The organism is Pseudomonas sp. GOM7, from assembly GCF_026723825.1.
Taxonomy (GTDB): Bacteria; Pseudomonadota; Gammaproteobacteria; order Pseudomonadales; family Pseudomonadaceae; genus Aquipseudomonas.
On sequence record NZ_CP113519.1, the window covers coordinates 4,236,240 to 4,249,033 of the forward strand.

The 12,794-nt window shown below is 64.6% G+C and carries 7 protein-coding genes; 3 read left to right on the forward strand and 4 right to left on the reverse strand.

What is annotated here, in order from left to right:
* Positions 1-106: 106 nt before the first annotated feature.
* Together OU800_RS18760 and OU800_RS18765 are read right to left on the reverse strand one after the other, a co-directional pair.
* Positions 107-1,270 carry a type III PLP-dependent enzyme gene (locus tag OU800_RS18760; RefSeq protein WP_268178853.1) on the reverse strand — a complete coding sequence of 388 codons (1,164 nt, stop codon included), beginning with the start codon at positions 1,268-1,270 and terminating at the stop codon, positions 107-109.
* A gap of 446 nt (positions 1,271-1,716) precedes the next feature.
* Positions 1,717-4,233, reverse strand: coding sequence for a sulfite reductase flavoprotein subunit alpha (locus OU800_RS18765; protein ID WP_268178854.1), 2,517 nt, complete (start codon positions 4,231-4,233; stop codon positions 1,717-1,719).
* Between the two features lie 235 nt (positions 4,234-4,468).
* On the opposite strand from OU800_RS18765, the gene OU800_RS18770 reads away from it, so the two are divergent.
* Complete coding sequence (locus OU800_RS18770; protein WP_268178855.1) at positions 4,469-6,052, forward strand: peptide chain release factor 3; 1,584 nt, start codon at positions 4,469-4,471, stop codon at positions 6,050-6,052.
* A 42-nt stretch (positions 6,053-6,094) separates the two neighbouring features.
* On the opposite strand, the gene OU800_RS18775 is transcribed toward OU800_RS18770, so the two are convergent.
* Positions 6,095-8,491, reverse strand: a complete 2,397-nt coding sequence (locus tag OU800_RS18775; protein ID WP_268178856.1) for a membrane-bound PQQ-dependent dehydrogenase, glucose/quinate/shikimate family — start codon at positions 8,489-8,491, stop codon at positions 6,095-6,097.
* A 1,096-nt stretch (positions 8,492-9,587) separates the two neighbouring features.
* The gene (trxB, locus tag OU800_RS18780) at positions 9,588-10,535 is read right to left on the reverse strand and encodes a thioredoxin-disulfide reductase (protein ID WP_268178857.1); all 948 of its coding nucleotides are present in this window, start codon (positions 10,533-10,535) and stop codon (positions 9,588-9,590) included.
* A gap of 258 nt (positions 10,536-10,793) precedes the next feature.
* On the opposite strand from trxB, the gene cysZ reads away from it, so the two are divergent.
* On the forward strand, positions 10,794-11,525 hold the full coding sequence (gene cysZ / locus OU800_RS18785) for a sulfate transporter CysZ (RefSeq protein WP_268178858.1): 732 nt from the start codon (positions 10,794-10,796) through the stop codon (positions 11,523-11,525).
* Between the two features lie 68 nt (positions 11,526-11,593).
* Positions 11,594-12,790 carry a glycosyltransferase family 4 protein gene (locus OU800_RS18790; protein ID WP_268178859.1) on the forward strand — a complete coding sequence of 399 codons (1,197 nt, stop codon included), beginning with the start codon at positions 11,594-11,596 and terminating at the stop codon, positions 12,788-12,790.
* Positions 12,791-12,794 lie beyond the last annotated feature (4 nt).

A 12,794-nucleotide genomic window follows, 5' to 3' on the forward strand; every position in this document is an offset into this window, starting at 1 on the left:
AGCATCCCGACGATGGTCGGAGCCGCGCGGCGGAACATCCACGCCGACAGCTACGGGCAGAAACGCAAACGCCCACACGAGGTGGGCGTCGCTGACCTGCAAGGCGTTACAGGTAGTAGGACTTCAGCGGCGGAAAGCCATTGAACTCCACGGCGCTGTAGCTGGTGGTGTAGGCACCGGTGGACAGCCAGTACAGGCGGTCACCGCTGGCCAGGTTCAGCGGCAGACCATACTTGTAGTTCTCGTACATGATGTCGGCGCTGTCGCAGGTGGGACCCGCGATCACCACTTCTTCCATCTCGCCCTTCTTCTCGGTCCAGATGGGGAACTTGATGGCCTCGTCCATGGTTTCGATCAGGCCGCTGAACTTGCCGACGTCGGCATACACCCAGCGCTCCACGGCGGTACGCGACTTGCGCGCCACCAGCACCACTTCCGATACCAGCACACCGGCGTTGGCGATCAGCGAACGGCCCGGCTCGAGGATGATTTCCGGCAGCTCGTCGCCGAAGTCTTCCTTGAGGAAGCGGGTGATTTCCGCCGCGTAGGTTTCCAGGTCGTTGGTGCGCTGGATGTAGTTGGCCGGGAAGCCACCACCCATGTTGATCATCTGCAGGGTGATGCCGTCTTCTTCCTTGAGGCGCTCGAAGATCACCTTGACCTTGGCGATGGCCGCGTCCCACACGTCGATGTCGCGCTGCTGGCTGCCAACATGGAAGGAGATGCCGTAGGGCACCAGGCCCAGTTGCTTGGCCAGGATCAGCAGATCCAGGGCCATGTCCGGCTGGCAGCCGAACTTGCGCGACAGCGGCCAGTCGGCGCTGGTGGAGCCTTCGGTGAGGATACGCACGTAGACCTTAGACCCCGGTGCGGCCTTGGCGATGTTGCGCAGGTCGGCTTCGGAATCGGTGGCGAACAGGCGCACACCCTTTTCATAGAAGTAGCGAATGTCGCGCGCCTTCTTGATGGTGTTGCCGTAGCTGATACGCTCGGGGCCGACGCCGGCGCCCATCACCTTGTCCAGCTCGTAGATCGAGGCGATGTCGAAGCTCGAGCCCTTGTCGCGCAGCAGTTCGATGATCTCGATGGCCGGGTTGGCCTTGACCGCGTAATAGGTCTTGGCGAAGGGGAAGCAGGTGCCCAGTTGGTCATAGGCATCGGCGATGATCTGCCGGTCGATCACCACGAAAGGGGTGTCGTGCTGATCGGCGAACGCCTTCATGCGCTGGAAAGTGGCGGGTGCGTAGTAGTCTTCGACCTTGATCGACATGCGGGACTCCATTGGCTAAACCGGGAACACATGGATTCGGGCAGCGAAACACCTGACAGGTTCCGCTACGTGTAGGGGGTGGCCGCGCAACGCGCGTGCCTGAACGTCTGACAGTTTCCCCACTTTGGTTCGCCTACTTCCCAAGGCATGTCGCCGAGCATCGCCGATCGCGGTGAGCCACCTGCGATCTCTCGTCGTCAGTACTTGAGCCGGATGGATCGTTTCCAGCATGGACGTTCGGGCGCGGACTTTAAGACCATGCGCCCCTCCAGATCAACCGGAAATTCCCGCTAATTTCACATCGTTCCGGATATCGCACGAAATGCCCTGGAATGCTGAACAGGCGCGGCTTTCAGCCAGTTTGGCGCAGCCGTGTTTCAATGCCATTGCAGTGCCGTTTCAACCAGCGCATCGACCCGCCCGAAACACAGGCCAGACCAGCGGGATCAATACACGTCGCGGCGATAACGCCCGTCCTCGACCAGCTCCTGCACAACCTGCTCACCGAGCAACTCGCGTAGCGTCGTATCGACGCCGCCGGCCATGCCCTGCAGGCTGCCACAGACGTAGATGGCCGCCCCTTCGGCCAGCCAGGTGTGCAGGCGCTCGTGCTGTTCGCGCAGCAAATCCTGCACGTAGCGCCTTTCGGCCTGGTCGCGGGAGAAGGCCAGATCCAGATGCTGCAACTCACCCGCGACCAGCGCCGCCTGCAGTTCGTCGCCACAGAAGAAGTCGCAAGCGCGGTTGCGCTCGCCGAACAGCAGCCAATTGCGCCCCTGCCCGGCCAGGGCGCGTGCCCGCAGCAGCGAACGCAGCCCGGCCAGACCGGTGCCACTGCCAATCAGGATCAGCGGGCAGTCGTCCTCCGGCAGATGGAAGCCACGGTTACGCCGCACCCGCGCCAGCAACTGGCCGCCCTCGGGCAGGTGCTGGCTCAGCCAGCCGGAACCGAGGCCCAGGCTGCCGTCGGCTAGCCGGGTCTGGCGCACGATCAGTTGCAACACGCCGTCGGCCACCACCGAAGCGATGGAATATTCCCGTGTGCTCAGCGGCACCAAGGCATCAACCAGAGCCTGGGCATGCAGCCCGACCAGATGGGCGAAGCTGTCCGGCAACTGCCGTTCGGCCAGAGCCTCGCGCAGCTCGAGATGCTGCCCATCCAGCGTCACCGCCTCGCCACCGGCTAAACCGGAATGCTGCAGCCAGGCCTGCACCCGCGCTGACGCATGGCGCGGGCGTATCTCGAGAATGTCGCCGGCCTGCCAGGTGCTTTGTGCCGGCGGCGTCAAGCCGATGAAATACACCGGCGCGCCCTGGCTACCGGGGTTGAGCAAACGGCGCTCGGCCAGCGTCCAGCGCTGCCAGGGCGCCTGCTCGAAGTGTACCGGCGCGGCACCGGTCAACTCGCTGAGGTGCTGCTGCCAACGCTGCAGCGCGGCCTGATCGGCACCATCGACCTCGACACTGTCGAACAGCCGCTGCGCGCCCTGCAGCCCCAGCCAGTGGTTGATACGCCGGGCGAAGCCGCAGAAGTGCTGATACTGCCGATCCCCCAGGGCCAGCACGGCGTAGCTCAGTTGCTCCAGCGGCAGCGAAGCGCCGAGTACCTTGCGCTCGAAGCCCTGGGCGGCGTCCGGCGCCTCGCCATCGCCGAAGGTGCTGACCACGAACAGCGCCTTGCGCGTCTTGCGCAAACTGTCGGCATCGACCCGCGACAGCGGCTCGACCCGTACCGGGATGCCGGCGGCCTGCAACTGCCCGGCGCTCTGCCAGGCCAGTTGTTCGGCGAAGCCGCTCTGACTGGCGAAGCCCACCAGCCAGCCTTCACCTGAATCGTCAGCCTGCAGCCCGGCGCGAGCCGCCAGCGCCGCACGTTTCTTGCGTCGCCGATCCAGGTACAGCAGCCAACCGGTGATGAAGAACAGCGGCATGCTTGCCGAGGCCAGCAGCATCAGGATGCGCCCCGGCATGCCGAAATATTCGCCGACGTGCAGCGAATACAGACTGACCAGCAACTGTGCCTTGAGGCTCTTGTCGGCATAACGCTCGTGGCCGCTGACCTCGCCGCTCTTCGGGTCGATGTGCAACTGGTTGAAGGCCCGTGGGTGCTCGGCGTCATCAAGCAGGTAGAAGACTGTCGCTGGCTCCCCGGCAGCGGCCGGCAGACGCAGGTTCCAGGCCACCAGATGAGGCCCGGCCGCCTGCTGGATGCCCTGCCACATGGCCTCGTAGTCAACCTCGGGCACCGGGCCATTGGAGACTTTATGGGCACCCCGACCGCCACCCTGCTGTTGCGGCGTATCGGCGAGCAGTCGCGTCAGCCCTTCGCGGTACCAGTCATAGGACCAATAGAGGCCAGTGAGGCCGGCACAGAGGTAGAACAGCAGCGCCCAGGTGCCCGCGACGGCATGCAGATCCCAGTTGAAGCTGCGGCCTTTCTTCTTCCAGTCCAGGGTCAGCCAGACGCGCCAGTTCAACGCCTGGCGCGGCCAGCGCAGGTACAACCCGGACAGACAGAAGAACAGCAGCGCCAGGGTGCTGGCGGCAGTGATCTGCTTGCCCACCTCGCCCATGGCGAGAAAGCGATGCAGGTTCAGCATCAGGCGGAAGAAACCCTGACCGACGGGCTCGGCCAGCACCTCGCCAGTGTAGGGGTCGAAGACGATACGCGGGCCGCGCCGCTCGCCCGGCGGTGGCGACAGGAAGGCCGTGCCGGGCCCGTCATGCCGGCCATCGACCCACAGGCTGGTAACACGGTCGGCGGTGGCGGCCTCGATCCGTGCCGCCAGTTCGGCAGGTGTGAGGTAGCCCTGCGCACTGGGTCGGCTCTGCTCGGCGTTCAGCGCTCGGGTGATCTCGCCCTCGAAGCTGTAGAGCGCGCCGGTGATACCCATGATGGCCAGCACCAGCCCCGCGCTGATGCCGAAGAACCAGTGCAACTGGAAGACGATTTTCTTGAACACGACGGAGCCACCCCTACCTGACCCTCACGACGGGCGGCTACTCTATATAAGAATAATTTTCATAACCATTCATTTACGTGTTTTTTACGCATCGCGAGTCGCCTGCCAATGCCCGCACCGCAGGCCTATCCACGCCCCTCGGCCAGAGCCTGCAGTTATCGGTATAATCGCCAGTTTTCCGGGCGCCAGGTTCCATGCTAGGGCGTCCTCAACGATTCAACCCAGGCACGCATCCATGACCACCCAGGCCGCCGAAGTCGCCAAGCGCCGTACTTTCGCCATCATTTCCCACCCCGACGCCGGTAAGACCACCATCACCGAGAAGCTGCTGCTGATGGGCAAGGCCATCGAAGTGGCCGGCACCGTGAAGTCGCGCAAGTCCGACCGCCACGCCACCTCCGACTGGATGGAGATGGAGAAGCAGCGCGGCATCTCCATCACCACCTCGGTGATGCAGTTCCCCTACCGCGAGCACATCATCAACCTGCTCGATACCCCCGGCCACGAAGACTTCTCCGAGGACACCTACCGCACCCTGACCGCTGTGGACAGCGCGCTGATGGTGCTCGACGGCGGCAAGGGCGTGGAGCCACGCACCATTGCCCTGATGGACGTGTGCCGCCTGCGCGACACGCCCATCGTGAGCTTCATCAACAAGCTCGACCGCGACATCCGCGACCCCATCGAGCTGCTCGACGAGATCGAGGCGGTGCTGAAGATCAAGGCCGCGCCGATCACCTGGCCAATTGGCTGCTACAAGGACTTCAAGGGCGTCTACCACCTGAGCGGCGACTACATCGTGGTCTACACTCCAGGCCATGGTCACGAGCGCACCGAAGCCAAGATCATCCAGAAGCTGGACTCCGACGAAGCCCGCGCGCACCTCGGCGACATGTACGAGCGCTTCGTCGAAGAGCTGGAGCTGGTGCAGGGCGCCTGCCACGAATTCGAGCCTGACGCCTTCCTCAAGGGCGAGATGACCCCGGTGTTCTTCGGCACCGCACTGGGCAACTTCGGCGTCGACCACGTACTCGACGCCGTGGTCGACTGGGCGCCGCGCCCGCTGGCGCGCGCCGCCAACGAGCGCAGCGTGGAGCCGACCGAGGAGAAGTTCACAGGCTTCGTGTTCAAGATCCAGGCGAACATGGACCCGAAACACCGCGACCGCATCGCCTTCATGCGCATCTGCTCAGGCAAGTACACCCAGGGCATGAAGATGCGCCACGCCCGTCTGGGCAAGGACGTGCGCGTCGGCGACGCCCTGACCTTCTTCTCCAGCGAGCGTGAGCACCTGGAAGAGGCCTATGCCGGCGACATCATCGGCCTGCACAACCACGGCACCATCCAGATCGGCGACACCTTCACCGAAGGCGAGAACCTCGGTTTCACCGGTATCCCGCACTTCGCCCCGGAGCTGTTCCGCCGCGTGCGCCTGAAGGATCCGCTGAAATCCAAGCAGTTGCGCCAGGGCTTGCAGGAACTGGCCGAAGAAGGCGCCACTCAGGTGTTCTTCCCCGAGCGCAACAACGACATCATCCTCGGCGCCGTCGGTGTGCTGCAGTTCGACGTGGTGGCCAGCCGCCTGAAGGAGGAATACAAGGTGGAGTGCGCCTACGAGGCGATCAACGTCTGGTCGGCGCGCTGGATCGAATGCAGCGACGAGAAGAAGCTCAAGGAATTCAAGGACAAGGCCCATGAGAACCTGGCCGTCGACGGCGGTGGCCACCTCACCTACCTGGCGCCGACCCGGGTCAACCTCAGCCTGATGGAAGAGCGCTGGCCGGACGTGAAATTCCGCGCCACCCGCGAGCATCACTGATCAAGCCAGCGAACAAGGCCCGCGCTGCGGGCCTTGTGCCGCTCACTCCTTCTCCAGCGTCCAGGCCACCAGCGAATCGCCCATGCGGGTGCCGAACGAGCCGTGGCCGCCCGCCATCACCACCACGTACTGCTTGCCGGTCTTGCCTGACACGTAGCTGATCGGCGTGGCCTGGCCGCCGGCTGGCAGGCGGTCTTTCCACAGTTCCTCGCCAGTGCGCATGTCGTAGGCGCGCAAGTAGTAGTCCAGGGTGCCGCAGAGAAAGCCCAGGCCACCGCCGGTGATCAACGGCCCGCCGAGGTTCGGCACGCCGACGGTCAGGGGGATACCCAGCGGCGCGCTGTCACGGCTGGTGCCGTTCTTGTGCTGCCAGACCTTGTCCATGCTGCGCAGATCCACCGCCGTCACGTAACCCCATGGCGGTGCCTGGCAAGGCAGACTCAGGGGCGACAGGAAGGGCTTCAGGCTGACCATATAGGGCGCCCCGCGATTGGGTTGCAGGCCGTGTTCGCTGCCACCGGCAACGGCCTGTTCATCGCCCCCCTCACGCTTGACCAGACGCGAGACGAACGCCAGGTAGTTGGGCGCGCCGAAGAGGATCTGCCGCTGCGGATCGACCGCCACCGACGGCCAGTTGAATACGCCGACGTTGCCCGGGTAGATCAGCGAGCCCTGTTCCGACGGCGGGGTGAAATCGCCCTCGTAGCGCAGGCGGTGGAACTGGATACGGCAGGCCAATTGATCAAACGGAGTGCCGCCCCACATGTCGCGCTCGCGCAATGGCTCCTGCGGGGCATAGCTGAGCTTGGACGCCGGCTGGGTCGGCGCGGTGAAATCGCCCTCCACCGTGCCCTGCGGCACCGGATGCTCGCTCACCGGCACGATGGGCTGGCCGTTGCGCCGGTCGAGCACGTAGAGGTCGCCGCGCTTGGTCGGCTGGATGATCGCCGGCACCGGGCCGTCGGGTCCTTGGATATCGACCAGGGTGGGCTGCGACGGCAGGTCGCGATCCCAGAGGTCATGGTTGACCGTGCGCAGCTCCCAACGCACCTTGCCGGTGGCCAGGTCGAGGGCCACCAGCGTCGCGGTGAAGCGCTCGGCCTCGGGGCTGCGCTGCACTGCCCACTGGTCGGGCGTCTGGTTGCCCATGGGGATGTACACCAGGCCCAGCGCCTCATCCGCCGTGGCGATGGTCCAGGAATTGGGCGTGCTGCGCACGTAGGTTTCACCGGCCGGCAGCGGCTCGGTGGCGTCTGGACGGCCGGGATCGAAGTTCCACACCAGCTCGCCGCTGTTCACGTCGTAGGCACGGATCACCCCGCCAGGAGAATCCACCGAACCATTGTCGGTGATCGAACCACCGACTATGACCAGGTGCTCGGTTACCACCGGCGGCGAGGTGGGCAGGTAGACGCCGAGGGCATCGTCGCCCAGCCCCACCTTGAGGTCGACCTTGCCACCCTCGCCGAAGTCCTCGCAGGGCTTGCCGTCGTACAAGTCGAGGGCATAGAGGGTAGCGTCGTTGGTTGGCAGGAACAGGCGCTGGGTGCAGCGTGGCGGTGCCGCGCTGCCAGCGGCGGCCACGGCGTCAGGCTTATCCGCAGCGTAGGCGGCGGCATCGTGGTAGGCCAGGCCACGACAGGTCATGTGCTGGTAATACTCGGCCTGGCGGTTGATCGCCGGGTCGAAACGCCAGCGCTCCTTGCCAGTATCGGCATCCACGGCGATGGCGATGCTGTGCGGGGTGCAGATGAACAGGTTGTCACCGATCTTCAGCGGCGTCACCTCGTTGGTCAGCTCGGAGGGGTCGCCCTCACCGGGCAGATCGCCGGTATGGAACTCCCAGGCCTTCTTCAGGCGGCCGACATTGTCCGGGGTGATCTGCGCGGCGCTGCTGTAGCGGTCACCCTGCGCCGAGCCGCCGTAGGCCGTCCAGTCTCGGGCCGAGGGCTCGCCTGGAGGCGCGGCCATGCGCTCCGCCTCGAAGCTGCCCGCCAGGCGATGGTAGTCCTGCGTCAGCGAATAGCCCGCCATGCCTGCCCCTGCCAGTAGGCCGAGGCCCAGCAGAACGCTGGCACCATCGCGCCAGGAACGTCCCGGTGCGATATGCCGGTTGATCCACGGCAGCAGCAACCACAACCCCAGCACGCACCACAGGTCGATGCGCGGTGCCAGTTGCCACCAGTCGAAACGGACTTCGTAAATGGCCCAGGCCAGGCTAGCCAGTAGCAACAGGGCGTATAGCCATAGTCCTGCGCGGCGACCCTGGAGGATCAGCACCGCCACCGCCAGCAGGCCGAGACCAGCGAGCAGGTAATACCAGGAGCCACCCAGCCACGCCAGATAAGCGCCACCGAGCGCCATCAGCACACCCAGGATACCGGCCACCCAGGCCGTGACTCTTACCCGCAGGGGCTGCGTCATCTTGTTTTCAGTCATTCTCCATTCCCCTTGCCGCTTCCCCGCCGACAGTCGGGGACACATGGTCAATGGATACGGAGCTGGGATGAGAGTTCAGCGATTCTGAACGATTGGCGAGGGTTACAGGCCGTTGAAAGGATTCTTTGCGGGAACTCGGGAATTTCAGTGTTGATACCGGACTGGCAAGTTTGTGTGAGTGTTCGGTTGCTTTCGGTGTTCAAGCTGCTTATCGGCGTTCTGCTGAGGTTTCCCGTTTCGCCCTCCCGGGCGAGTCACTTTTGGGGCAAAAGTAACCAAAACCTCCGCCCTTTCATCCGGCCCTCGCTGCGCGAGGGTTCGCTCACTCCATCGCCGTTCCAGAGGCCCGCCGCGGTGGGCCATCCCAGGCCCATCGCGGCTTTCGCGACATCCATGCCGCTCAACCTCCTCCACGACGATTCCGTTCGCCCTCCTGGGCGGGCTCTGCACGCGCCTGAACCCTAGGTAACCCAGAAGTAGCACGGAGTGCTTGAACATGGGTCAGCCTTAGGGCTGACCTAAATGCCGGCTGCAAGCCGGCAAGCGATCCAAGCGCATGAAACTGCGCGAATGAAAGTTTTGGTTTAACCCGGCGGTCACGTCGTGGTTCCACTTTTACCAGACACGCCGGGCAGCCCATGGCATGCCAGTTCGTTCAGGCGGGCGAATGGCCCCTTCAGGAGGGTGAGTGGAATCGTTGCGTAGAGGGGCGAGCCGCAGGGACGCGGCGAGAGGCGTAATGGGCCAGGGATGGCCCATGTACGCCGACCCTCGGAGCGACGATAGAGCGAACGAACCCTGGCGAAGCCAGGGCCGGATGGCGGGGCCATGCCTTTTTGCCTTCTTTTGTGGCGTTTGACAAAAGAAGGTCGCCGGGGGGCGAAACGGGAGATATCAACTAAACACCGATAAGCAGCTTGAACACCGAAAACAACCGAAACCAACACAAACTCGCCAATCAAGTATCAACCCAACACTCCCCCCAAAAATACGAAGACCATTGAAAACCACAGACGATTGCACGAATGCAGACATCAGTGCGGCGCAGGATGCCAAAGCCGAGGTAGTTTTCAACGGCCTACCGAGGCACAGGCCCTCAATGCCCATCGAGATAACGCTCCACATCCAGCGCCGCCATGCAGCCGGCCCCCGCGGAGGTAATGGCCTGGCGGTACACCGAGTCGGCCACGTCACCAGCCGCGAATACGCCGGGGATATTGGTGGCCGTAGCGTTGCCGTCGCGCCCGCCGTTGACCACCAGATAGCCGTCCTTGAGAGTCAGTTGCCCCTCGAACAAGGCGGTGTTGGGCGTATGGCCGATGGCCACGAACAGCCCTTCCACCGCCAGCTCGCTGCGGGCGCCATCCTGGTGTTTCAGGCGTACGCCGGTGACACCGCGGGCATCGCCCAGCACCTCCTCGACCTCGGCATTCAGGCGCAGCTCGATCTTGCCCTCGGCGACACGCGCCTGCAGCTTATTCTGCAGGATCTTCTCGGCACGGAAGGCGTTGCGGCGATGGATCAGGGTCACCTTGCTGGCGATGTTGGCCAGGTATAGCGCCTCTTCCACCGCCGTGTTACCCCCACCCACCACAGCCACTTCACGGCCCCGGTAGAAGAAGCCATCGCAGGTGGCGCAGGCCGACACACCACGCCCCATGAAGGCTTCCTCGCTGGGCAAGCCCAGGTAGCGCGCGCTGGCGCCGGTGGCGATGATCAGGGCATCGCAACTGTAACGCCCACTGTCGCCGATCAGCGTGAAGGGCTTGCCCGCCAGATCCACGGCATTGATATGGTCGAAGACGATCTCGGTGTCGAAGCGTTCGGCATGTGCCTGCATGCGCTGCATCAGCGCCGGGCCGGTCAGGCCATGGGGGTCACCCGGCCAGTTGTCCACTTCGGTGGTGGTGGTCAACTGGCCACCGGCCTGGATACCGGTGATCAACAGGGGCTTGAGGTTGGCTCGCGCGGCATAGACCGCCGCGCTGTAACCGGCCGGGCCGGAACCGAGGATGATGACCTGGGCGTGACGAAGGTTGCTCATGCAGTGACTCCTGGCTGGCGCGAACGGCCAGCACGTAATAAAAAGGGGACTCTCGAAGCACTTGGGGAAGGCTTGCGGGGGTGAGAGCCCCCGGAAAGCGAGGCTGCGCCCAAGGCTACCGAGCCGCTCTGGCGCCAGGAAATTTGCATTGCCAATTTCCGGCATAGAGCGGCCCTATCGCCGCCCGCTGGCGCGCTGAACTTTCGCCGCAACGATGAAGTCGGTATGGTCGCGCCAAACCATCATCAGGAGGCCATCATGCCCGCCGCTCCCGTCCTGTCCGGCCCGCAATACCTGCGCGAAGGTCTGAAGCTGGTGCTCAGCCCTGGCTTGCGCCTGTTCGTGCTGCTGCCCTTGGCGGTCAACTTGCTGCTGTTCAGCCTGCTGATCGGTTTTGCCGTGCGCGAATTCGGCGGCTGGGTGGATACCTTCATGCCCACCCTGCCGAGCTGGCTGAGCTTCCTGCAGTACATCCTCTGGCCCCTGTTCGTGGTGTTGGTACTGCTGATGGTGTTCTTCACCTTCACTCTGCTGGCCAACATCATCGCCGCGCCGTTCAACGGTTTTCTCGCCGAGAAGGTGGAAGTGGTGGTACGCGGCGAGGATCACTTCCCGCCGTTCAGCCTTGCCGAGCTGACGGCCATGGTGCCCCGCACCCTGGGCCGGGAGATGCGCAAGCTGGCCTACTTCCTGCCGCGCGCCATCGCCCTCTTGATCCTCAGTTTCATCCCGGTGGTGAACCTGGTGGCCGCGCCCCTATGGCTGTTGTTCGGCGTGTGGATGATGGCCGTGCAGTACATCGACTACCCGGCCGACAACAACAAGATGAGCTGGCAGGACATGCTCGCCTGGCTGCGCGAGAAGCGCTGGCAGAGCCTGAGCTTCGGCGGCATCACCTACCTGGCCTTGCTGGTGCCGGGGCTGAATATCCTGATGATGCCGGCAGCGGTGGCCGGTGCCACGCTGTTCTGGGTGCGCGAGCGCGGCTAGCCGGCGTCGTCACAAAAGCGCCACGACAACGACACATTGGTTACATCGGCCAGGCAGAGACTGCTCCCATGAACGCATCCTCTCTGCATATTGCGCTGATCAGCGAAACCTTCCCGCCGGAAATCAACGGCGTCGCCAATACCCTCGGCCGCCTGGTCGAGGGGCTGCGCGGGCGCGGCCATCGTGTGCAACTGGTGCGCCCGCGCCAGGCGGACGACGCAGGCACGCAAAGCGATGCCGAACTGCTGCTGACACGCGGCTGGCCATTGCCCGGTTACCCCGGCCTGCAGTGGGGCCAGTCGTCCTTGCACAAGCTCCTGCGTCGCTGGCAGCGGCAGCGCCCGGATGTGCTCTACATCGCCACCGAAGGCCCGCTCGGTCTTTCCGCCCTGCGCGCTGCGCGGCGTCTGGGGGTGCCGGTGGTCAGCGGTTTCCACACCAACTTCCAGCAATACACCGGGCACTACGGGGTCGGCCTGCTGACCCGCGCGCTGACCAATTACCTGCGCTGGTTCCACAACCGCACGCAATTGACCCTGGTGCCCAGCGTCGGCCAGAAGGTGGAACTGGAACGGCGTGACTTCGAGCGCCTGGCCCTGCTCGCCCGTGGCGTCGACAGCCAGTTGTTCAACCCCGGCCGGCGCAGTGATGCGCTACGCACAAGCTGGGGTCTGGGGCCGGATGAGCTGGCCGTGGTGCATGTCGGCCGCCTGGCGGCGGAGAAGAATCTCGGCCTGCTGGTCAAGGCCTACGAGCGCCTGCAGGCAGCCTATCCGCAGCGGCGCATGCGCCTGATTCTGGTCGGTGACGGCCCGCTGCGCAGCAGCCTCCAGGCGCAACTGCCGGAAGCCCTGTTCTGTGGCCTGCAACGGGGCGAAACCCTGGCGGCACACTATGCCTCGGGCGACCTGTTTCTCTTCCCCAGCCTGTCGGAGACTTTCGGCAACGTGGTGCTCGAAGCCCTGGCCTCGGGGCTGGCGGTGGTCGCCTTCGATCAGGCCGCAGCGGCCCAGCACATCCACCACGGTCACAATGGCGCCCTGGCCCGGCCCAGCGACGAGCAGGGTTTCTGCGAGGCCGCCATCTGGCTGCTGCACGATGCTGAAATGCTGCGCCGAGTACGCCTCAATGCCAGGCGGCATGCCAGCCACCTGAGCTGGGATGGCATCGTCAGCCAGTTCGAGCAGCACCTGCACAGCGCCCTGCAGGCGCCTGCACAGGCCAACGGCAACGCGGCCATCGGCAGCCGTGTCTCCCGAGGCTGAAGGC

Coding starts and splice junctions, on each gene's coding strand:
- OU800_RS18760 (WP_268178853.1), bottom strand. CDS start 1,270: ATGTCGATCAAGGTCGAAGACTACTACGCACCCGCCACTTTCCAGCGC.
- trxB (WP_268178857.1), bottom strand. CDS start 10,535: ATGAGCAACCTTCGTCACGCCCAGGTCATCATCCTCGGTTCCGGCCCG.
- OU800_RS18790 (WP_268178859.1), top strand. CDS start 11,594: ATGAACGCATCCTCTCTGCATATTGCGCTGATCAGCGAAACCTTCCCG.
- OU800_RS18775 (WP_268178856.1), bottom strand. CDS start 8,491: ATGACTGAAAACAAGATGACGCAGCCCCTGCGGGTAAGAGTCACGGCC.
- OU800_RS18770 (WP_268178855.1), top strand. CDS start 4,469: ATGACCACCCAGGCCGCCGAAGTCGCCAAGCGCCGTACTTTCGCCATC.
- cysZ (WP_268178858.1), top strand. CDS start 10,794: ATGCCCGCCGCTCCCGTCCTGTCCGGCCCGCAATACCTGCGCGAAGGT.